General features: G+C 67.6%; 22 protein-coding genes, 1 pseudogene and 1 riboswitch. Of the genes and pseudogenes, 11 read left to right on the top strand and 12 right to left on the bottom strand.

Going from position 1 to position 19,562, the window contains the following annotated elements:
* The first annotated feature begins 39 nt into the window (after positions 1-39).
* Complete coding sequence (locus HX774_RS08295; RefSeq protein WP_114817837.1) at positions 40-606, top strand: DUF3035 domain-containing protein; 567 nt, start codon at positions 40-42, stop codon at positions 604-606.
* Positions 607-673: 67 nt separating this feature from the next.
* Positions 674-1,135: a PaaI family thioesterase gene (locus HX774_RS08290; RefSeq protein ID WP_255500251.1), complete on the top strand. Its 462-nt coding sequence runs from the start codon at positions 674-676 to the stop codon at positions 1,133-1,135.
* On the opposite strand, the gene ispH is transcribed toward HX774_RS08290, so the two are convergent.
* The gene (gene ispH / locus HX774_RS08285) at positions 1,132-2,103 is read right to left on the bottom strand and encodes a 4-hydroxy-3-methylbut-2-enyl diphosphate reductase (RefSeq protein WP_178825878.1); all 972 of its coding nucleotides are present in this window, start codon (positions 2,101-2,103) and stop codon (positions 1,132-1,134) included. The two genes, HX774_RS08290 and ispH, sit on opposite strands and share 4 nt — an antisense overlap.
* Before the next feature lie 149 nt (positions 2,104-2,252).
* Here ispH and HX774_RS08280 point away from each other — a divergent pair, with 149 nt between their 5' ends.
* The 3 genes from HX774_RS08280 to HX774_RS08270 all read left to right on the top strand — a co-directional run bounded on the left by HX774_RS08280 (position 2,253) and on the right by HX774_RS08270 (position 5,903).
* The gene (locus HX774_RS08280) at positions 2,253-2,906 is read left to right on the top strand and encodes a Tat pathway signal sequence domain protein (protein ID WP_178825906.1); all 654 of its coding nucleotides are present in this window, start codon (positions 2,253-2,255) and stop codon (positions 2,904-2,906) included.
* A 4-nt stretch (positions 2,907-2,910) separates the two neighbouring features.
* Positions 2,911-4,710: an arginine--tRNA ligase gene (gene argS, locus HX774_RS08275; protein ID WP_178825876.1), complete on the top strand. Its 1,800-nt coding sequence runs from the start codon at positions 2,911-2,913 to the stop codon at positions 4,708-4,710.
* 182 nt (positions 4,711-4,892) lie between these two features.
* Positions 4,893-5,903 carry an adenosine deaminase gene (locus HX774_RS08270; protein WP_178825874.1) on the top strand — a complete coding sequence of 337 codons (1,011 nt, stop codon included), beginning with the start codon at positions 4,893-4,895 and terminating at the stop codon, positions 5,901-5,903.
* Between the two features lie 72 nt (positions 5,904-5,975).
* On the opposite strand, the gene pncA is transcribed toward HX774_RS08270, so the two are convergent.
* Together pncA and HX774_RS08260 are read right to left on the bottom strand one after the other, a co-directional pair.
* Positions 5,976-6,608 (bottom strand): bifunctional nicotinamidase/pyrazinamidase, encoded by a 633-nt coding sequence (gene pncA, locus HX774_RS08265; RefSeq protein WP_178825872.1) that lies wholly within the window; start codon positions 6,606-6,608, stop codon positions 5,976-5,978.
* 3 nt (positions 6,609-6,611) lie between these two features.
* Positions 6,612-7,580: a class 1 fructose-bisphosphatase gene (locus HX774_RS08260; RefSeq protein ID WP_178825870.1), complete on the bottom strand. Its 969-nt coding sequence runs from the start codon at positions 7,578-7,580 to the stop codon at positions 6,612-6,614.
* A 111-nt stretch (positions 7,581-7,691) separates the two neighbouring features.
* Positions 7,692-7,790: riboswitch (glycine riboswitch) on the top strand.
* A 162-nt stretch (positions 7,791-7,952) separates the two neighbouring features.
* Here HX774_RS08260 and gcvT point away from each other — a divergent pair.
* The 6 genes from gcvT (at position 7,953) to HX774_RS08230 (ending at position 13,740) form a co-directional block, all read left to right on the top strand.
* Positions 7,953-9,068: a glycine cleavage system aminomethyltransferase GcvT gene (gene gcvT / locus HX774_RS08255; protein ID WP_178825868.1), complete on the top strand. Its 1,116-nt coding sequence runs from the start codon at positions 7,953-7,955 to the stop codon at positions 9,066-9,068.
* Positions 9,069-9,080: 12 nt separating this feature from the next.
* Positions 9,081-9,446 (top strand): glycine cleavage system protein GcvH, encoded by a 366-nt coding sequence (gene gcvH, locus HX774_RS08250; protein ID WP_178825866.1) that lies wholly within the window; start codon positions 9,081-9,083, stop codon positions 9,444-9,446.
* A 120-nt stretch (positions 9,447-9,566) separates the two neighbouring features.
* Positions 9,567-10,913: an aminomethyl-transferring glycine dehydrogenase subunit GcvPA gene (gene gcvPA, locus HX774_RS08245; protein WP_178825864.1), complete on the top strand. Its 1,347-nt coding sequence runs from the start codon at positions 9,567-9,569 to the stop codon at positions 10,911-10,913.
* Positions 10,914-10,928: 15 nt separating this feature from the next.
* Complete coding sequence (gene gcvPB, locus HX774_RS08240) at positions 10,929-12,509, top strand: aminomethyl-transferring glycine dehydrogenase subunit GcvPB (protein ID WP_162790643.1); 1,581 nt, start codon at positions 10,929-10,931, stop codon at positions 12,507-12,509.
* Positions 12,510-12,736: 227 nt separating this feature from the next.
* Entirely contained in the window at positions 12,737-13,150 is a 414-nt protein-coding gene (locus HX774_RS08235; protein ID WP_245945188.1) for a PGPGW domain-containing protein, read from the top strand.
* Positions 13,151-13,269: 119 nt separating this feature from the next.
* On the top strand, positions 13,270-13,740 hold the full coding sequence (locus HX774_RS08230; RefSeq protein ID WP_178825862.1) for a DUF6789 family protein: 471 nt from the start codon (positions 13,270-13,272) through the stop codon (positions 13,738-13,740).
* A gap of 75 nt (positions 13,741-13,815) precedes the next feature.
* On the opposite strand, the gene HX774_RS08225 is transcribed toward HX774_RS08230, so the two are convergent.
* The 9 genes and pseudogenes from HX774_RS08225 to HX774_RS20270 form a co-directional block, all read right to left on the bottom strand.
* Positions 13,816-14,334 carry a F0F1 ATP synthase subunit B gene (locus HX774_RS08225; RefSeq protein WP_178825860.1) on the bottom strand — a complete coding sequence of 173 codons (519 nt, stop codon included), beginning with the start codon at positions 14,332-14,334 and terminating at the stop codon, positions 13,816-13,818.
* Positions 14,334-14,939, bottom strand: coding sequence for a hypothetical protein (locus HX774_RS08220; protein WP_114817824.1), 606 nt, complete (start codon positions 14,937-14,939; stop codon positions 14,334-14,336). The genes HX774_RS08225 and HX774_RS08220 overlap by 1 nt, the downstream gene beginning before the upstream one ends.
* A gap of 72 nt (positions 14,940-15,011) precedes the next feature.
* Positions 15,012-15,236, bottom strand: a complete 225-nt coding sequence (locus tag HX774_RS08215; protein ID WP_046651755.1) for a F0F1 ATP synthase subunit C — start codon at positions 15,234-15,236, stop codon at positions 15,012-15,014.
* Between the two features lie 58 nt (positions 15,237-15,294).
* Positions 15,295-16,086 carry a F0F1 ATP synthase subunit A gene (locus tag HX774_RS08210; RefSeq protein ID WP_178825858.1) on the bottom strand — a complete coding sequence of 264 codons (792 nt, stop codon included), beginning with the start codon at positions 16,084-16,086 and terminating at the stop codon, positions 15,295-15,297.
* 14 nt (positions 16,087-16,100) lie between these two features.
* Positions 16,101-16,466, bottom strand: coding sequence for an AtpZ/AtpI family protein (locus HX774_RS08205; protein WP_178825855.1), 366 nt, complete (start codon positions 16,464-16,466; stop codon positions 16,101-16,103).
* 174 nt (positions 16,467-16,640) lie between these two features.
* Positions 16,641-17,315 carry an SMC-Scp complex subunit ScpB gene (gene scpB, locus HX774_RS08200; RefSeq protein ID WP_178825853.1) on the bottom strand — a complete coding sequence of 225 codons (675 nt, stop codon included), beginning with the start codon at positions 17,313-17,315 and terminating at the stop codon, positions 16,641-16,643.
* A gap of 153 nt (positions 17,316-17,468) precedes the next feature.
* Complete coding sequence (locus HX774_RS08195; protein ID WP_178825851.1) at positions 17,469-18,296, bottom strand: ScpA family protein; 828 nt, start codon at positions 18,294-18,296, stop codon at positions 17,469-17,471.
* A 3-nt stretch (positions 18,297-18,299) separates the two neighbouring features.
* Complete coding sequence (gene nagZ / locus HX774_RS08190) at positions 18,300-19,349, bottom strand: beta-N-acetylhexosaminidase (RefSeq protein WP_178825849.1); 1,050 nt, start codon at positions 19,347-19,349, stop codon at positions 18,300-18,302.
* Positions 19,350-19,370: 21 nt separating this feature from the next.
* A pseudogene (locus HX774_RS20270) lies at positions 19,371-19,562 on the bottom strand (SPOR domain-containing protein); the annotation flags it as partial.

Here is a 19,562-nt window from a genome sequence, read left to right as displayed (position 1 = left end):
AGCGCCTTTGGGCGCGCCTCCCGGAGCCGAGCTGACCTTATGCGTATTCGTAACGCCCTTACCGTGGCCCTTTTCGCCACCACCGCCCTCAGCCTGACCGCTTGCGCCAGCGTGAAGCAGGGCATTGGTCTGACCAAGGTCGTGCCGGACGAGTTCCTGACCGTCTCCAGCGCTCCCCTGTCGGTGCCGCCGGAGTACGGCCTGACCCCGCCGTCGCCGGGCCAGCCCCGCCCGCAGGAATTGGCCCCTGAAAGCGCCGCCCGTCAGATCCTTCTGGGTCAACGCCAGGCCGTGACCCGCACCGGCGGCGAACAGGCCCTGGTCAGCCAGGCCGGCGCCGACCGCGCCGACCCCCTGGCCCGCTATGTCGTCGACGACGAGTTCGGCGATCTGGCGCACAAGGAAGAAAGCTGGGCCAACCGCGTCATGTTCTGGCGCAAAGACGACGCCGCCAGCCAGGCGCCGACGGTCAGCCAGAGCGGACAGGGCGCGCGCACCATCGACGCCGCCTCTGAACAGGCCCGTCTGGAAGCCCTGACCGGCGGTCGCGAGGGCATCGCCATCACGACGCGTCGCGACAGCCGCTTCAAGCTGCCGGGCCTCTAAGACCTCGCTATCAGCGACTAGACCTGATTCTGGACGCGTCTGGCCCCTGGCCGGCGCGTCCTTTTCATTGGAGCCTCCCCTGTCCGACACGCTTGATCTCGCCGCCCTGTCGGGGCTGGACCAGCTTCAACTAATGCTGGACGGCCGACTGCCCGCCGCCCCCATCGCCGAGACGGTGGGGTTTCGCCTGACCGATCTTGCCGAAGGCCGCGTGGTGTTCGAGGGCGAGCCGACCCTGGCGGTCTATAACCCCATTGGTTCCGTGCACGGCGGCTGGATCGCAACCCTGCTCGATTCGGCCTGCGGCTGCGCCGTCCATTCCGCGCTGAGGCCCGGTCAGGCCTATACGACGCTGGAACTGAAGACCGTCTTCCACAAGGCGTTGAAGGCCGGCACGCCGGTGCGCGCCGAAGGCCGCCTCATCCAGGCCGGGCGCCGCGCCGCCTTCTCCGAGGCCGACCTGCGCGGTCTAGACGGGACGCTCTACGCCACCGCCACCTCGACCTGTCTGGTGATGGAACGATCTTAAGCCGTCAGGGCGCGCGGCAGCTTGAACGAGACCGTCTCGCGGGCGCCGTCGTCCTCGGTCACGGTCGCGTCGAATCGGGCGCGGATGGCGTCGATCAGGGCCTCGATCAGCGGCTCGGGCGCCGAGGCGCCGGCGGTGACGCCGACCGTGGTCACGCCGTCGAACCACGACCAGTCCACGTCGCCGGCGTCATCGACCAGGCGCGCGTCGCCCGCCCCGGCCTTCAGCGCCACATCGACCAGGCGCGCAGAGTTGGACGAGTTCTTGGACCCGACCACCAGCACCAGCTGGCACCCTTCGCCCAGACGCTTGACCGCCTCTTGCCGGTTGGTCGTGGCGTAGCAGATGTCTTCCTTGTGCGGGTCCGGCAGTTCCGGGAATCGCCGCTTCAGCGCCGCCAGGATGTCGGCGGTGTCGTCCACCGACAGCGTCGTCTGCGTGGCGTAGGCCAGGGGTTGATCACCGGGCCGCTGGAAGGTCTCGGCGTCCGCCACCGTCTCGACCAGGCTGATGGCGCCCGGCGGCAGCTGGCCCATGGTGCCGACGACCTCGGGGTGGCCGGCGTGGCCGATCAGGATGATGTGGCGTCCCTGGTCATGGTGGCGCTCGGCCTCGACGTGGACCTTGGACACCAGGGGGCAGGTGGCGTCGAGGAACAGCAGTTCGCGCGAACGCGCCGTCGCTGGCACCGACTTGGGCACGCCGTGGGCCGAAAACACCACCGGGCGGTCGTCGGGGCATTCGTCCAGTTCCTTGACGAAGACCGCCCCCATGCCCTTCAGCCGCTCGACGACGTGGCGGTTGTGGACGATCTCGTGGCGCACATAGACGGGGGCGCCGAACTTCTCGATGGCGCGCTCGACGATCTGGATGGCCCGGTCCACCCCGGCGCAGAAGCCGCGGGGCGTGGCCAGGCGCACATTCAGCGGACGAGGATCAAGGGCGGAGGGCGAGACGGGCGCGTTCATGGGCCGGAACCTAGTCGTTCGAGGCCCTTACCGCCACCGGCTGCATGGTCGCGTTTGCCGCGCCTCGCTTTAGCCGCTATCAGCATCAAGCGTGCAGCGGTCGGCGCCGACTGTCGCGCGCTCCCTTTCGCTTGCCGGAAATGAAATTGATGCGTCGCGTCTTCACTGCCCTGGCCGCCCTGTCCGTGACAGCCGCGCTTGTTCCTACCGCCGCCTCCGCCCAGTTCGGCGGGCAGCAACGTCCCGGTCAGCAGCAACAGCAGCAGGAAGCGCCGCAAGCGCGCCCGATGCGGATCGCGCCGCTGAACCGCCGCGCCAACGCCGGTCCCTGCCCCTATGTGAAGGTGCTGTACGACGCCGCCCGCTTTGTCGAACTGGCCGACTATCAGCGGCCCTCGATCGCCGGCGTCGGCTTCACGGGCGAAATCGAAGGCGTGACCGCCGACTGCGTCTATCGCGACGCCGATCCGATCCGCCTGGACTTCAACGTCCTGTTCAACCTCGGCAAGGGGCCGCAGGCCAGCGGCGACGCCCGCACCTATCGCTATTGGGTGGCGGTGACCGAGCGCAACAGCGCCGTTCTGGCCAAGGAATATTTCGACCTGCCGGTGAACTTCGAGGGCCAGACCACGGCCTCGGTCCAGCAGGAACAGTCCATCGTCATCCCGCGCGCCGACGCCACCACGGCCGGTAGTAATTTCGAGGTCCTGATCGGCTTCGACGTCACGCCTGAAATGGCCGAGTTCAACCGCTCGGGCAGCCGCTTCCGCGTCACCGCCGGCCAGACCCAACCGAACCCCTAAGCACATGACCGATCTCAAGACCTCTCTCAGCGAAGCGGTCGCCGCCGCCTTCGCCGCCGAAGGCGTGGACGCAAGCCTGGCCCGCGTCGTCGCTTCCGACCGCCCCGACCTGGCCGACTTTCAGTCGAACGGCGCCCTGGCCGCCGCCAAGGCGCTGAAGGCCAATCCGCGCGAACTGGCCGGCAAGGTGGCCGAGCGCCTGAGCCATGATTCGCGCCTGTCGTCGGTCGAGGTGGCCGGTCCCGGCTTCATCAACCTGAAGCTGTCGAACGCGGCCCTGGCGCAGCGCGCCGCCGAGGTCGCGGCGGACGAAGCCCTGGCCGGCGCCTCGCGCGTCGAGCCGCGCAAGGTGGTGATCGACTACGGCGGCCCGAACGTGGCCAAGCCGATGCACGTCGGCCACCTGCGCAGCGCCATCATCGGCGAGAGCCTGAAGCGGCTGTTCCGCCTGCGCGGCGATGACGTCGTCGGCGACGCCCACTTTGGCGACTGGGGCTTCCAGATGGGTCTGCTGATCACCGCCTGCGGCGATGAAGGTCTGGCCGACGCCTTCATGGTCGAGGGCGACGGTCCCTTCCCGGCCGAAACGCCTGTCACCCTGGCCGACCTGGACCGCCTCTATCCCCAGGCCGCCGGCAAGGCCAAGGAAGACCCGGCCTTCCGCGACCGCGCCCGCAAGGCGACGGCGGAACTGCAGGGCGGCCGTCCCGGCTATCGCGCCCTGTGGCGGCACTTCGTCGCCGTCAGCCGCGAGGCGCTGAAGCGCGAGTATGACGACCTGTCGGTCGACTTCGACCTGTGGAACGGCGAGAGCGACGCCGATCCCCTGATGGCCGAGATGATCGCCGACCTGAAGGCCAAGAGCCTGCTGGTCGAGGACGCCGGCGCCCAGGTGATCCACGTCGCCCGCGACGGCGAAACCCGCAAGAAGAAGCTGGCCGACGGCTCGGTGGTCGAGGCCCCGTCGCCCCCGCCCCTGCTGGTCATCAGCTCGGAAGGCTCGGCCATGTACGGCACGACCGACCTGGCCACGATCCTGGACCGCCGCAAGTCCATTGATCCGGACCTGATCCTCTACGTCGTCGACGAGCGTCAGGCCGAGCATTTCGAGCAGGTCTTCCGCGCCGCCTACCTAGCCGGATACGCGCCCGAGAAGTCACTGGAGCACCTCGGCTTCGGCACCATGAACGGCGCCGACGGCAAGCCGTTCAAGACGCGCGCGGGCGGCGTGCTGAAGCTGCGCGACCTGATCGACACGGCGACGGAAAAGGCGCGCGAGCGTCTGCACGAAGCCAAGCTGGGCGACGACCTGCCGACCGAAGAGTTCGAGGATATCGCCCGCAAGGTGGCGGTGGCCGCGCTGAAATTCGCCGACCTGTCCAACAACCGCACCACCAGCTACGTCTTCGACCTCGACCGCTTCATGAGCTTCGAGGGCAAGACCGGCCCCTATCTGCTGTATCAGGCCGTGCGGGTGAAATCCCTGCTGCGCAAGGCGGCGGAGCAGGGCGTCGAGATCGCCCCCATCCTCATCGAGGAAGCGGCCGAGCGCGACCTGGCCCTGACGCTGGACGCCTTCGACGCGGCCACGGCGGACGCGTACGACAAGCGGGCGCCCAACCTGATCGCCGAACACGCCTATCGCCTGGCGCAGAGCTTCTCGAAATTCTACGCCGCCTGCCCGATCCTGGTCGCGCCGGACGCCGCCACCAAGGGCTCGCGCCTGGCCCTGGCCGCCGCCAGCCTGCACCAGTTGGAGACGGCGCTGGAGCTGCTGGGGATAGAGACGCCCGAGCGGATGTAGGCTCCCAACCGACGTCATCCCGGACGGCCCGCAGGGCCGATCCGGGACCGCCGGAAGCCCGACCCTTTGAATGTCCCGTCTTGGGCGCTCCCGGCTCAGCGCCTCGCTCCGCGAGACTTGGCCGGGATGACGGGGAGGCGTGGCTTCGCTAAGGTCGGAGCCACGCTACGGAGCCCTCCCCCATGTCCCTCGACTCCTTCATCGCCGGCCTGCCCAAGGCCGAACTGCACCTGCACATCGAGGGCTCGCTCGAGCCGGAACTGATGTTCGAACTGGCGCAGCGCAACGGCGTCGCCATCCCCTATGACAGCGTCGAGGCCGTGCGCGCGGCCTATGACTTCTCCAACCTTCAGGACTTCCTCGACATCTACTATGCGGGCGCCGCCGTGCTGCTGACGCGCAAGGATTTCGAGGATCTGGCCTTCGCCTATTTCCAGCGGGCCGCCGCCGACAATGTGCGCCACGCCGAGATCTTCTTCGACCCGCAAACTCACACCGACCGGGGCGTGCCGTTCGGCGTGGTGGTCGAGGGCCTGATCGCAGGGATGGACCGCGCCCAGGCCGAATTGGGTGTGACCAGCGGCCTGATCCTCAGCTTCCTGCGCCACCTGTCCGAAGACGAGGCCTTCGCCACGCTGGAAATGGCCAAGCCCTATCTGCATCACTTCATCGGCGTCGGGCTGGATTCGTCCGAGGTCGGCCACCCGCCCGCCAAGTTCCAGCGCGTCTTCGCCGCCGCCCGCGACCTGGGGCTGAAGCTGTGCGCCCACGCCGGCGAGGAAGGCCCGCCCGCCTATGTGCATGAGGCCCTGGACCTGCTGCACATCGACCGCATGGACCACGGCAACCGCTCGATGGAGGACGAGGGCCTGATCGCGCGCTTGGCCGCCGAGCAGATGACCCTGACGGTCTGCCCCCTGTCGAACCTGAAGCTGTGCGTGGTCAAGGACCTGAAGGACCACCCGGTCCCCGAGATGCTGCGCCGCGGCCTGCACGTCACCCTGAACTCGGACGACCCCTCCTATTTCGGCGGCTATGTGAACGCCAACTACATCCAGTTGGCCAAGGCCGTGGGCCTGACTCGTGAACAGGTGGTGCTGCTGGCGAAGAACAGCTTCGAAGGCAGCTTCCTGAGCGCGCCCGACAAGGCGGCGCGGATCGCTGAGGTCGAGGCTTACGCGGCGGCGCACTGACCTTCCGTTCGTCATCCTCCGGCAAGCCGCGCAGCGGCGCGAGACCGGGGGATGACGAAAAAGGGTGGGGGTTTAGACCAGCAGCAGCGCCGCCTCGATCTCCACCACACCCAGCGCCTCAAAGCTCGCCTTGGCCGCAGTCGCCGTCTCTGGCGCGATCGCCCGGCAGGCGTCCTTGATCACCACGACCTCAAAGCCTTCGCGCACCGCGTCTTCGGCGGTGAAGCGGACGCAGTAGTCGTAGGCCAGACCGCACAGGAAGACGCGCGTCACGCCCCGGTCACGCAGCAGGCCCGCCAGACCCGTGGGGGTGCGATGGTCGTTCTCAAAGAAGCCGGAATAGGAGTCGACCGCAGGATTGTAGCCCTTGCGGACCACGGCCAGAGCCTTTTGAACCGCAGGCGCGACGTTCGGATGGAAGTCCGCGCCGCTTGAGCCTTGCAGGCAATGATCCGGCCACAGCATCTGCGGGCCGTAGGCGACCTCGATCTCGGTGAAGGGCGTCGCCCCGTCGTGGTTGGAAGCGAAGCTGATCTGGTCCGGCGTGTGCCAATCCTGGGTGGCGATCACGGTGTCGAAACGCTCGGCCAGTCGGTTCATCAGGGGCATGATCCCCACCCCGCCCTGCACCGCCAGGGCGCCGCCCTCGCAGAAGTCGTTCTGGGCGTCGATGACCAGAAGGGCGTCTGTAGAGCGCAGCTTCATGGCTCAGGCCGCCGCGATCTGATCGACCTCGTTGGCCGAGCCGAGGGCCACAGGGATGCGCTGGTGCAGTTCGGTCGGGGGCACGTCCAGAATGGCCTGCTTGCCGTCCGTCGTCGCCTTGCCGCCCGCCTGTTCGATCAGGAAGGCCATGGGGTTGCCCTCATACATCAGGCGCAGCTTGCCGGGCTTGTTGGGTTCGCGCTTGTCCCACGGATAGAGGAAGACGCCGCCGCGCATCAGGATGCGGTGCACGTCGGCCACCATGGCGGCGACCCAGCGCATGTTGAAATTCTTGCCCCGAGGGCCGTCCGCGCCCTGCAGACAGCCGTCGATGTAGCGCTGCACGCTCTCGGCCCAGTGGCGCTGGTTCGACATGTTGATGGCGAACTCCTTGGTGTCCGCCGGGACCGTGATCCGCTCGTGCGTCATCAGCCACTGGCCGTCATGCGACAGGGTGAAGCCAGCCACGCCCTGGCCCGTGGTCAGCACCAGCATGGTCTGGCCGCCATAGACGGCATAGAGCGCCGCCACCTGATGACGGCCGGACTGCAGGAAGTCGGCCTCGGTCGGCGTCGCCGAGGGCGCCTTCAGCACCGAGACGATGGTGCCGACGGGGGCGTTGATGTCGATGTTGGACGAGCCGTCCAGCGGGTCGAACAGGACCAGGTATTCGCCCGCCGGGTTAGCCGCCGGCTGGACCGTGTCCATTTCTTCCGACGCCACGCCCGCCACGGCCGGGCAGGCCAGCAGCATGTCCGTCAGGACGTCATTGGAAATAACGTCGAGCTTCTTTTGCTCCTCGTCCTGGACGTTGACGACGCCGGATGCGCCCAGGGCCCCGACCAGGGCCCCACCCGAGACGATCTTGCGGATCTCGACACAGGCGGCGGCGGCGGCCGTCAGAGTCTGGCTCAGAGCCTGCGGCAGAGCGAGGGAGGCCAGGTGGGCGGCGAGGTCGGTACGGGCGGTCATGGCGGCCTTCAATCCTGTCACGAGAGCAGTTCGGCTCCTCATGGCCTTTCGGATCGTACACGGCAAGTCCGGCGCCGCTTGACTTCGGCCCGGAGTCGGGGCCTTAGGTCGAGCGCTCTCGCGGGAGAGATCGGCGGTCGTGTAACGGCTGTCGGGGCCGAAGGCGCAACCGCCCCGGAAACGCTCAGGCAAAAGGACCGCGAGGGCGCACGGACGCTGGAAAGTCGCCCCCCCTTCCCGGGATTCATGGGCGCGCCGACGGAGCAAGGCTGTTCGCCACCTGGGCGACAGTCGGAATCTCTCAGGCTTCAGGACAGCGGGGGCGCGACGACGGCGAAGCTATCGCCGCAACCCGCGACCGGAGGATGCTCGATGAGCGACCAGGCCCTGAAGACCACCCCCCTCAACGCGGCGCATCGCGCCCTGGGCGCCCGCATGGTCGGCTTCGGCGGCTATGACATGCCGGTCCAGTACGAAGGCGTCCTGGCCGAGCACCGCTGGACCCGCGAACACGCCGGCCTGTTCGACGTCTCGCACATGGGCCAGGCCAAGATCACCGGCGCCGACGCGATTGCGCAGTTCCAGCGCTTCGTCCCTGGCGACTATGAAATCCTGAAGGCCGGCAAGCAAAAGTATTCCCTGCTGCTGAACGCCGAGGGCGGCATCATGGACGACCTGATGGCGGGCAAGCCCGACCATGACGGCCTCTATGTCGTGGTCAACGCCGGCAACAAGGACGCCGACTTCGCCTTCCTGAACGCCAATCTGGCGGGCGACGCCAAGCTGACCCTCCTGGACGACCGCGCCCTGCTGGCTATCCAGGGGCCGGAAGCCGCCGAGGTCATGGCCAAGCACGAACCCGCTCTGGCCGAGATGGGCTTCATGGATTCGGCCCGCCTGATGCTGTTCGGCGTCGACTGCTTCGTCTCGCGCTCGGGCTACACTGGCGAAGACGGCTATGAGATTTCGGTGCCGAACGCCGACGCCGAGCGCGTCTGGAACACGATTCTGGAAGACGCCCGCGTGAAGCCGATCGGCCTGGGCGCTCGCGACTCCTTGCGTCTGGAAGCCGGCCTGCCGCTGCACGGCCACGACGTGGACGCCACGACCAGCCCGGTCGAGGCCGCCCTGACCTTCGCCCTGTCCAAGTCGCGCAAGGAAGCCGCCGACTTCAACGGCGCCGAGCGCATCCTCAAGGAACTGGCCGACGGCCCGTCGCGCGTGCGCATCGCCCTGCACGTCAAGGAAGGCGCTCCGGCCCGTGAAGGCGCCGAGATCGCCGACATGGACGGAAACGTCATCGGCGTCATCACCTCGGGCGGCCCCTCGCCGACCCTGGGCCGCAACATCGCCATGGGCTACGCCCCGCCGGCCTTCGCCGAACTGGGAACGGAGCTGAAAGTCATCGTGCGCGGCAAACCCGCCGCCGCCGAAGTCGTCGCCACCCCCTTCGTGGCCACCCGCTATTATCGCAAACCTAAAGCCTGAGAGATCAGACACATGCGCTTCACCAAAGATCACGAGTGGGTTCGCCTCGACGGCGACGTCGCCACGGTCGGCATCTCCAAGCACGCGGCTGACGCCCTGGGCGACGTGGTGTTCGTCGAGACGCCGGAAGCCGGCAAGAGCTTCAACCAGGGCGACAGCTTCGCCGTGGTCGAAAGCGTCAAGGCCGCTTCGGACGTCTACGCCCCCGTCTCGGGCGAAGTGGTCGAGGGCAACGCCGCCCTGGCCTCGGCTCCGGAAACCGTCAACGCCGATCCCGAAGGCGAAGGCTGGTTCGCCAAGATCAAGATTTCGGACGCTTCGCAGGTCGAAGCCCTGATGGATCAGGCCGCCTACGACGCCTTCCTCGCCACCCTCTAAGGCTCCCGCCTTCTCCGCTCAGCCTCGCGGAAGCGGGGACCCAGTTCTTTGGGATCAAGCAGCGGTGTTTGAAGCTTAAACCTGGGTCCCCGCTTCCGCGGGGATGAGCGGAATAAACGAATGCGCTACCTCCCCCTGACGCCCGACGACCGTGAGGCCATGCTGGCCGCCATCGGCGTCAAATCCATCGACGACCTGTTCATCGACGTGCCGCAGGCCGCGCGCCGCGACGGCTTTGTCGACCTGCCCCGCGTGGCGGGCGAGCTGGAGGTCGAACGCGCCCTCTCGGCCATGGCGGGCAAGAACGCCACGGCCTCGACCGTCCCCTTCTTCTGCGGCGCCGGCGCCTACAAGCACCACGTCCCGGCCACGGTCGATCACGTGATCCAGCGGTCGGAGTTCCTGACCAGCTACACCCCCTACCAGCCGGAAATCGCGCAAGGGACCCTGCAGTACCTGTACGAGTTCCAGACCCAGGTCGCGAACCTGACCGGCATGGAGGTCGCCAACGCCTCGCTCTATGACGGTTCGACCGCCATGGCCGAGGGCGTGCTGATGGCCACCCGCGTGACCCGCCGCAACAAGGCCGTCATCTCGGGCGGCGTGCATCCCCACTACGTCAAGGCCACCGAAACCGTCGTCCACGCCGTCGGCGTCGAGACCCAGGCCCTGACCGCTGCGGTTGACGCCGAAGACGCCGTCATCGCCGCCATCGACAAGGACACGGCCTGCGTCGTCGTCCAGACCCCCAACGTCTTCGGCACCGCCACCGACGTCACCAAGATCGCCGAGGCCGCTCACGCCGCCGGCGCCCTGCTGATCGTCGTGGTCACGGAAGCCGTGTCGATGGGCCTGCTGAAGTCGCCTGGCGAAATGGGCGCCGACATCGTCGCGGCCGAAGGCCAGTCGATCGGCAACGCCCTGAACTTCGGCGGCCCCTACATCGGCCTGTTCGCCACGCGCGAGAAGCTGCTGCGCCAGACGCCCGGCCGTTACTGCGGTGAAACCGTCGACGCCGACGGCCGTCGCGGCTTCGTCCTGACCCTGTCCACGCGCGAGCAGCACATCCGCCGCGACAAGGCCACGTCGAACATCTGCACCAACTCGGGCCTGTGCTGCTTGGCCTTCACCATTCACATGAGCCTGCTGGGCGAGACGGGCCTGCGCCAGATGGCCCTGCTCAACCACGAAAAGGCCGTCGCCACGCGCGACGCCCTGGCCGCCATTCCCGGCGTCGAGGTCCTGACCCCGCGCTTCTTCAACGAGTTCGCGGTCAAGCTGCCCAAGAACGCCGCTGACGTGGTGCAGACCCTGGCCGACAACGGCGTCCTGGCCGGCGTGCCCTACAGCCGTCTGGCCCCGGAAGCGGGTCTGGACGATGTCCTGCTGGTCGCCGCGACCGAGACCACGCTGGACGCCGACATCAAGATCCTGGCGGGTGCGCTCGCCAAGGTCCTGGCCGCCTAAAGGGAGTTTGGAACCATGAGCACGATGAACACTGTCGGCCGTCCGACCGCCCCGAACGCCCTGCCGGACAACGACTACAAGCACCCGACCCTGACGGGCGCGCGCGGCCTGTTGCAGGACGAGCACCTGATCTTTGAAGGCGAAGGCTGGGGCAAGACCGGGGTCGACCTGCCCAAGCCCAAGACTGACGGCTCGGACCTCGGTGATCTGGTCCGCCGCGATCCTATTGGTCTGCCGGGTCTCTCCGAGCCTGAGACGATGCGCCACTATGTGCGCCTGTCGCAGAAGAACCACGCCATCGACCTGGCCATCTATCCGCTGGGTTCGTGCACGATGAAGCACAACCCGCGCCTGAACGAGAAGATGGCGCGTCTGCCGGGCTTCTCGGACATCCACCCGCTGCAGCCGCAATCGACGGTTCAGGGCGCGCTGGAGCTGATGGACCAGCTGGCCCATTGGCTGACGACGCTGACGGGGATGCCTGCCGTCGCCCTGTCGCCCAAGGCGGGCGCGCACGGCGAGCTGTGCGGTCTGATGGCCATCCGCGCCGCCCACGAAGCCAAGGGCGAGCATGAGCAGCGCCGCAAGGTCCTGGTCCCGACCTCGGCCCACGGCACCAACCCGGCCACCGCCGCCTTCGTCGGCTATTCGGTGGTCGAGGTCGCCCAGACCGACGACGGCCGCGTGGACGTGGCCGACCTGGCGTCCAAGCTGGGTCCGGACGTGGCGGCCATCATGGTCACCAACCCGAACACCTGCGGCCTGTTCGAGCGCGACATCCTGGAGATCAGCCGCCTGACCCACGAAGCGGGCGCCTACTTCTATTGCGACGGCGCCAACTTCAACGCCATCGTCGGCCGGGTGCGCCCGGGCGACCTGGGCGTGGACGCCATGCACATCAACCTGCACAAGACCTTCTCGACGCCCCACGGCGGCGGCGGTCCGGGCGCCGGTCCGGTCGTGCTGTCGGAAGCCCTGGCCCCCTTCGCCCCGGCCCCCTGGGTCGTGAACACCGGCGACGGCTACAAGCTGGTCGAGCGTGAGGAAGACGAGGCGGCCCAGGCCTTTGGCCGCCTGTGCGCCTTCCAGGGGCAGATGGGCATGTATGTGCGCGCCCTGTCCTACATGATGTCGCACGGCTCGGACGGCCTGCGTCAGGTGGCCGAGGACGCCGTCCTGAACGCCAACTACATCAAGGCCCGCCTGTCGGACCTGATGAGCGCCGCCTTCCCCGAGGGACCGTGCATGCACGAAGCCCTGTTCGACGACGAGTGGCTGAAGGGCACGGACATCACCACGCTCGACTTCGCCAAGGCGATGATCGACGAGGGCTTCCACCCGATGACCATGTACTTCCCCCTGGTCGTCCACGGGGCCATGCTGATCGAGCCGACCGAGACGGAATCCAAGCAGGAGCTGGATCGTTTCATCAACGCCATGCGCCTGCTGGCCGAGGCGGCCAAAGCCGGCGACGTCGACCGCTTCAAGGGCGCGCCCTTCCATGCGCCCCTGCGGCGTCTGGACGAGACCCGCGCCGCGCGTTCGCCGCGTCTGCGCTGGTCCGCCCCGGAAGGCTCGAACATCGCCGCCGAGTAGGACTCGCGATACCCGATCTGAAGTAGAGCGCCGTGTCTTTCGGGACACGGCGTTTTGCGTTTCTGCGCCTCTAACGAAAGCTTCACCCCCACGCCACGGTTCGGCCTTGTCGCGCGTGTCTAGAAGAGTGTGACAGCATCGCCACGTTAAGCGTGAACTTCCGCGAGGAAGGAGCGCGCCGCACGCGGAGGCGTTGTCCCCCTGCCTCCTCCCCGACTGTGACGCCTGTGACCCTCGCCCTGATCCCCTTCCGCGCCGACAGCCGGCCTCGTCAGAGGCCTGGACTGCTGCGTCGTGCGAAACGGCTGGGCATGATGGCGCTGGGCTTCCTGATCATCGGCCTGGGCATCCTGATCGCCCCCCTGCCCGGTCCGGGCGGCGTCCCGGTCATCGCCCTGGGCCTGGTGCTGCTGCTGCGCAACTCGTGGTGGGCCAAGCGGCAGTTCATCCGCGCTCAATACGCTCGGCCGAAGTGGGTCTATCCCTTCCGCCGCCTGATGCGGAAGAACCCGGAGATCGCCCCCGTCTTCTGGCAGCAGGCCCTGCGCGCCGAGAAGGTGGTGCTGCGCAAACGTCCGTCGCGGCAGTTGATCCGCGCCCGAAAGCGCATCCGTCGCTTTTTCCGCAAGCTCTTCCGCTAAAAAGCCACATTTCATAAGACACGGTAACGTGAACGGCGGATCAGCCCGTTGAGCGCCGAACGGCGTATGCTTCCCCCTGCGTAGTCAAAAGGCAGATGGCGTTGGGAGGCGCTTTTCTCATGATGTCACGCGTAAAACAGGGAATCGTCGCCGGCTTCATAGCGACCGTCGCGGTTTCCATTCTTGAGGCGGTGAACCTGCTGTTCGCCAAGGTCTTCGATCCCTTCCCTGAAGTCGTCGCCCGCATGTTCGGACTGGGCGGCAATCTGGCGGCGGGCTGGGCCATCCATTTCGTCATCGGTTCGCTGATCATGGGGCCGCTGTTTGCGGTCATCTATGCCCGGCTGCCCACCAACACGCCTGAGACCAAGGGCATCCTGTTCGCCGTGGCGGCCTGGGTGGCGATGATGCTGATCATCACCATGATGGGCGATCCGCGCACCTTCTCCGGCAGCGCGGGCTTCGGCACCTTCGGCTGGATGCTGATCACCCACATGATCTTCGGCGGGGTGATGGGCAATGTCTTCGCCCGGCTGCTAGCGCGCGAGAAGCGCGCCGCCGGCTTCATCCACGGCGCGCCCGCTCACTGATTGCGGCGCTCCGCTGAAACGCAAAAGGCCCCGCCGTCGCCGGCGGGGCCTGATGTGTTGTCGCTGTGACCGCGATCAGTTCAGCTTGTCGCCGATCTGGGCGATGGCGGCGTCCATCAAGGGGTCGGTCGTGGCGGCGGCCAGGCGGGCGGCCAGGATGTCCTGAGCCGCCTTGGCGGCCAGTTCAGCGGCGGCGGCCTTGACCTCGGTCGTGGCCTGGGCCTCGGCCTGGGCGATACGGCGCTCGGCCAGGGCCTGGCGACGGGTCAGGGCCTCTTCCAGACGCACCTTGGCTTCGGCCTCCAGACGGCGAGCGTCGGCTTCGGCGGTCGCCAGCATGTCGGCGGCCTGGGCTTCGGCTTCAGCCTTTTCCAGACGGATCTGGGCCAGCATGGCTTCGGCTTCGGCGCGCAGGCGGGCGGCTTCGTCCAGTTCCGACTGGATCTTGGCGGCCTTGTCGTCCAGCGCCTTGGCGACCATTTTCGGCACGCCCACGGCGACGACGATGGCGATGAAGATCAGCAGGCCGACGAGAACCCACAGTTCCGCGCTGGTTTTGACGTCCCAGAAATGGGGATCGAAGAACATGTTCATCAGGCGGCTCCCTTGACGGCGGCGTCGGCCTCGGCGGCCGTCGGGGCCTTGCCGGTCAGACGCTCGACGATGGCGCGCGTGGTGTCCGAAGCGATCGCCGCAGCGTGAACCATGGCGCCGTCGCGGGTGGCCGCGATGGCCTTCTCGGCCTCGCCGACGCGAGCGGCGACGGCGGCTTCTTCCTCGGCCTGACGGGCCTGGATTTCAGCAGTCACACGGGCCTTGGCGGCGGCGGCGGTCGCGCGGGCGTCGGCGCGGGCCTTCTCCAGGTCGGCCTTGGCGGCCTCGGCCTGGGCGGCGGCCTCGGTCTGAACCGAGCGCGCGGTGGCGACGGCGGAAGAAACGGTCTCGGCCCGTTCGTCGATCACGCGGCGCAGACGCGGCGCGAAGACCTTGGCGACGAGCACATAAAGAATAGCGAACAGGATCAGCAGGTAAACGGCCTGCCCGGCCCAGTGCTGGAACTCGAACTGCGGCAGTCCGCCGGCGTCATGCTCGGCAGCGGCGGCAGCCGCGTTGGCGGGCACGTGCCCGGTTTCGGCCGCGTATTCGACGGCCTGTTCCACCGGCAGGACCGGGGGCGGAGCAGAGGGGGTTGCAGCCATGATTATCCGTCGCGAAAGCAGATGCGGCGGCGCAGCCGGTCAGGCGCGCCGCCGCTGATCAAGTGTTCGGGTTTAGCCGAGCCAGATCAGGATGCCGAGCACGAAGGCCAGGATGCCCAGGGCTTCGGCGAGGGCGGCGCCCACGAACAGGTTGCCGACTTGCGACGCGGCGGCAGCCGGGTTGCGCAGGGCGCCGGCCAGGAACTGGCCGAAGATGTTGCCGACGGCCAGAGCCGAACCAACCATACCGATGGTGGCGATACCGGCGCCGATGAACTTGGCGGCTTCAGCTTCCATAATGATATTCCTAATTCTTGGAGCGTTTGGAGGGTGGGGTTAGTACTGGTCCGCAGCCTTAATGGCCATGACCCAGGTTGACCACATCATTGAGATAGATGCAGGCCAGAACAGCGAAAACGAAGGCCTGAAGGAAGGCCACGAGGAACTCAAGCGCGGTCAGAGCGATGACCATGCCCAGCGACAGCGCCGCCACCGGCAGGGCGAACAGGCCCACGCCGCCCGCCAGCGCCACGCCCATGAGCGAGACGATGAAGCCGGCGAAGATCTTCAGCGCCACGTGACCGCCCAGCATGTTGCCGAACAGACGAAGCGCCAGGGTGACGGGACGCAGCAGGAAGGAGAAGAACTCGATCAGGCCGACGACCGGACGCAGCAGCAAGGGCGCGCTGGTCGGCCAGAACAGGCCGAAGAAGCCCAGACCGTTCTTGGCGATGCCGATGATGACCACCAGGGCGAAGGTCAGAACGCCGAAGGTGGCGGTGACGGCCAGCTGCGAGGTGGCGGTGAACGTCAGGAACATGCCCAGCAGGTTCATCATCAGAACCAGCATGAACAGGGTGAAGACGAACGGGAAATACTTGCGGCCGTCGTGGCCGATGATCGACTGAGCGAGGTTGTCGATCATGCCGAACATCGTCTCGCCCGCAGCCTGCAGACGGCTCGGCACCACTTGGGCGCGCGACGTCGAGACCTGCAGGAAGGCGATCACCAGCACAAACGCCAGGGTCATCGCCAGGTGCGAGTTGGTGAAGGCCAGGTGGACCGTACCAATGACCGGCAGGGTGACTTCACCGAAGTCGAGGCCGGGCAGCGGCGTGATCTGGAACTGATGAATCGGATCGGCCACGGGCCTTTCGCTCCTTAGTCTTCTTCTTCGCCGGCCTCGACGTAGGGAACGGGTTTCGCCGTCACACCTGCCGCCAGGGCCTGCGCCATCAGCCGATTGGCTGTCCGGCGCGCCATGTAGATCGCCAGGGCGAAGCCCAGAAGGACTCCGACCAAAAGGCCCCAGGGGCTCGTACCGAACAAGCGGTCGAAGCCGAACCCGAGCCCCAGACCAACGAAAACACCGCCGAGCAGCTCGGCGATGATCTTGTAGGCCTGCCCCGTCACCGCGTGTGCAGCGAACTCGGCCGATTGCTCGACCTTGGTCCTGCCCTCCAGCGCGGATGCGCTGTCGTTGAGGCGTTTCATCGCCTCTTCGCGCGATTCCGTCATCGGGGACATGGGCCTATTCGCTCAGCATCCGACATAGGGCCGGAACGGGTCTGAATTCGGCGCGGAACCTATAGCCGGGGGGGCTTCAGGTCAAGGCACGCCAACCCTTAGTTAAGTTTATGTTTTTCAGCACCTTACGCTTAAGCAGCAAACAGGCGTGGCGATGCGTCGCTGCCGGGGCCGTCAGTCGCCGTCCGCACTGACGAAATCCTGGGCGAACTCGGGCGATCCGTCGTCCAGCGCCGTCAGCAGGTCCTCGCCTTCGCTCTCGCCGCTGCGGGTGGGATCGGGCACCTCGAAGCCGACCGGGATCGACAGGTCCAGCAGGCCCGCCGCCTTCATCTCCTGCACGCCCGGCAGGTCATAGAGGCTGGCCAGGCTGAAATGCTCCAGGAAGCGGTCGGTCGTGGCGTAGGTGACGGGACGACCCGGCGTGCGCCGACGCCCGCGCAGCCTAACGAAGTCCATCTCCAGCAGCAAATCCAGCGTCCCCTTGGACAGGGAGACGCCGCGCACGCTCTCGACCTCGGCGCGGGTGCAGGGCTGGTGGTAGGCGATGATGGCCAGGGTCTCCAGCGCCGCCTTGGACAGGCGGCGCGGTTCGTCGCGCTCCTCGGTCATCAGGAAGGCGAGATCGGGGGCGGTGCGGAAGCGCCAGCGGTCGGCAACGCATTCCAGCTCGACCCCGCGTCCCTGATAGCGTTGGCGCAGGGCGGCTATGGCCCGGCCCGTATCGGCGCCCTCGGGCAGACGGCGCGCGATTTCGGCTGCCGACAGCGGGGCGGCGGCGGCGAACAGCAGGGCCTCGACGCGACGTTCGATCTCGGCGTCGTCGGGGGTGAAAACGAGATTAGACATAGAAATACCCGTTCATCTCCGCGGAGGCGGGGACCCAGGTTTGAGTGGCGCGGCTGCGGCCAAGCGACCTGCGCGTCAAATACTGCAAATGGTCTCGACCCTGGCCAAAGCACTGGGTCCCCGCCTCCGCGGGGATGAGCGGATGCTGAATGCTCACGGCGTCAGCTCCAGCGGCTGGCCGAGGCCCCGACGTTTGAGGAAGAGCTCGGCAAAGGCTTCGGACTGGCGCACGTCCATGGCCCCCTCCTTCACCAGTTCCAGGCTGGCCGACAGGGTGGAGGCGGTATAGCTGGCCTGGCTGGGCCCCTCCCCGTCTTCGTCCTCGCGGGCCGGCGCGACCTGATCCAGCGGGGTCCAGTCGGCCAGGCGCGGCATCATGGAGCGCAGCCAGTCGCGCGCGGCCTCCAGCTGGAAGGCTTCGACCCGCTGGCCGGGCGCATAGTTGCGGCGCTCCTCGCGCCGACGCTGGGCGACATAGGCCGCCATCAGCTCATAGAGGCTGGCGTCCACGCGATCCGAGGGGATGATGACGGTCGCTTCCGGGTCGCCGCGCGTGAAGACGTCGCGCTTCAGCTGCGGGCGGCTGGTGATGGCCTCGACCGAGCGGCGCATAGCCTCCAGCTTTTGCAGGCGGAAGGCGAGCGCGGCGGCCATTTCTTCCGCCGGAGGCTCCTCGGCCTTGCCCTTTTCGGTGCGCGGCAGCAGCAGGCGCGACTTCAGATAGGCCAGCCAGGACGCCATCACGAGATAGTCCGCCGCCATGGCGAAGTTGCGCCGCCGGGCCTCGTGAACGAAGGCCAGATACTGTTCCGCCAGCTTGGTGATCGACAGTTTCAGCAAGTCCACCTTCTGCGTGCGCGCCAGCGCCAGCAGGACGTGCAGCGGTCCTTCATAGCCCTCCAGATCGACGACGAAGGCCTCTGTGGCGTCTGCGTCAGCGACGGCGGCGAAGTCCAGATTGGGATGGAACGCCTGATCCATCTTTTACGCCTGCGCCTCGCCGACGTCCGGCCCCTTGGCGGCGTCGAAGCGCCCGTTCAGGGCCGCCTCCAGCCGGGTGCGGGCCTCGGCCACGTCCAGCGGCTCGGGCGTGTGGACGATGCGGTTCAGCGCGGCCTCGGCGCGGCGTCTGGCCTCGCCCTTCAGCTTGCCGGTCCCTTCGGCGACCTGACGCATTTCGTCGAGGTCGCCGTTGCAGTGCAGGACGACGTCGCAGCCGGCCTTCAGCGACTGTTCGACGCGCTGGGTCAGAGTCCCCGACAGGGCCTTCATCGACAGGTCGTCGGACATGATCAGGCCGGAGAAGCCCAGATGCTCGCGCATCAGGCGGATGCCCTTCTTGGACGTCGTGGCCGGGCGCTTGGCGTCGACGGCGGTGAAGACGACATGGGCCGTCATGGCCATCGGCATGTCCGACAGGGCCTTGAACGGGGCGAAGTCCCAGGCGTCCAGCGTGGCCAGATCGGTCTCGACCACCGGCAGGTCGTGGTGGCTGTCGGCAAAGGCGCGGCCGTGGCCGGGGATGTGCTTGACGATGGGCAGGACGCCGCCCGCCAGCAGGCCTTCCGCCGCCGCCCGGCCCAGTTGGGTCACGGTGGCGGGGTCTTGCGCATAGGCTCGGTCGCCGATGATGTCGTGGGCGCCCGGCACCGGCACGTCCAGCACCGGCACGCAGTCGACCGTGATGCCCAGTTCACGCAGGTCGTGAGCCATCAGACGTGCCCCCAGACGCACCAGCTCGCGCGCCGCCATCGGATCATTGACGGCCTTCAGATAGGCCGAACCGGGCGGATACTTGGGCCAGTGCGGCGGGCCGAGGCGCTGCACACGACCGCCTTCCTGGTCGATCAGGACAGGGGCGTCGGCGCGGCCGATGCTGTCGCGCAGATCCTCAACCAGGGCCGTGACCTGATCGGGCGTGTCCACGTTGCGGCGGAACAGGATGAAGCCCCAAGGTCGCGTCTCGGCGAAGAAGGCGCGCTCCTCCGCCGTCAGCCTGTGGCCGGAACAGCCGTAGATGGCGGCGGAGGTCATGCGTCTACTTTCCCGCTCGTCTTAGCGGACGATGCAGTCGCGGCCTGCGGCCTTCAGCGCGTTGCAGAAGGCGACGGCGCGGTCGCGGCTCATGCCGGTGAAGGTGGTGCGATAGACGGTCGAGCCGTTGGCGGCGGTGACTTCCTGCACCCGCTTCTCTGCGCCCGAGGCGTATTGGCCGAAGCGGGCGGCGACGGCGGCGTATTCCCGGTC

This window comes from Brevundimonas sp. P7753, assembly GCF_013386595.1.
GTDB lineage: Bacteria > Pseudomonadota > Alphaproteobacteria > Caulobacterales > Caulobacteraceae > Brevundimonas > Brevundimonas bullata.
The sequence above is the reverse complement of the archived record's forward strand: the minus strand, read 5'-3'. Positions and strand labels throughout refer to the sequence as shown.

Excerpts from the sequence above, each read along its gene's own strand:
- HX774_RS08295 (WP_114817837.1), top strand. The coding sequence starts at position 40 with ATGCGTATTCGTAACGCCCTTACCGTGGCCCTTTTCGCCACCACCGCC.
- ispH (WP_178825878.1), bottom strand. The coding sequence starts at position 2,103 with ATGAACGCGCCCGTCTCGCCCTCCGCCCTTGATCCTCGTCCGCTGAAT.
- HX774_RS08280 (WP_178825906.1), top strand. The coding sequence starts at position 2,253 with ATGCGTCGCGTCTTCACTGCCCTGGCCGCCCTGTCCGTGACAGCCGCG.
- argS (WP_178825876.1), top strand. The coding sequence starts at position 2,911 with ATGACCGATCTCAAGACCTCTCTCAGCGAAGCGGTCGCCGCCGCCTTC.
- HX774_RS08270 (WP_178825874.1), top strand. The coding sequence starts at position 4,893 with ATGTCCCTCGACTCCTTCATCGCCGGCCTGCCCAAGGCCGAACTGCAC.
- pncA (WP_178825872.1), bottom strand. The coding sequence starts at position 6,608 with ATGAAGCTGCGCTCTACAGACGCCCTTCTGGTCATCGACGCCCAGAAC.
- HX774_RS08260 (WP_178825870.1), bottom strand. The coding sequence starts at position 7,580 with ATGACCGCCCGTACCGACCTCGCCGCCCACCTGGCCTCCCTCGCTCTG.
- gcvT (WP_178825868.1), top strand. The coding sequence starts at position 7,953 with ATGAGCGACCAGGCCCTGAAGACCACCCCCCTCAACGCGGCGCATCGC.
- gcvH (WP_178825866.1), top strand. The coding sequence starts at position 9,081 with ATGCGCTTCACCAAAGATCACGAGTGGGTTCGCCTCGACGGCGACGTC.
- gcvPA (WP_178825864.1), top strand. The coding sequence starts at position 9,567 with ATGCGCTACCTCCCCCTGACGCCCGACGACCGTGAGGCCATGCTGGCC.
- gcvPB (WP_162790643.1), top strand. The coding sequence starts at position 10,929 with ATGAGCACGATGAACACTGTCGGCCGTCCGACCGCCCCGAACGCCCTG.
- HX774_RS08230 (WP_178825862.1), top strand. The coding sequence starts at position 13,270 with ATGATGTCACGCGTAAAACAGGGAATCGTCGCCGGCTTCATAGCGACC.
- HX774_RS08225 (WP_178825860.1), bottom strand. The coding sequence starts at position 14,334 with ATGAACATGTTCTTCGATCCCCATTTCTGGGACGTCAAAACCAGCGCG.
- HX774_RS08220 (WP_114817824.1), bottom strand. The coding sequence starts at position 14,939 with ATGGCTGCAACCCCCTCTGCTCCGCCCCCGGTCCTGCCGGTGGAACAG.
- HX774_RS08215 (WP_046651755.1), bottom strand. The coding sequence starts at position 15,236 with ATGGAAGCTGAAGCCGCCAAGTTCATCGGCGCCGGTATCGCCACCATC.
- HX774_RS08205 (WP_178825855.1), bottom strand. The coding sequence starts at position 16,466 with ATGTCCCCGATGACGGAATCGCGCGAAGAGGCGATGAAACGCCTCAAC.
- scpB (WP_178825853.1), bottom strand. The coding sequence starts at position 17,315 with ATGTCTAATCTCGTTTTCACCCCCGACGACGCCGAGATCGAACGTCGC.
- HX774_RS08195 (WP_178825851.1), bottom strand. The coding sequence starts at position 18,296 with ATGGATCAGGCGTTCCATCCCAATCTGGACTTCGCCGCCGTCGCTGAC.
- nagZ (WP_178825849.1), bottom strand. The coding sequence starts at position 19,349 with ATGACCTCCGCCGCCATCTACGGCTGTTCCGGCCACAGGCTGACGGCG.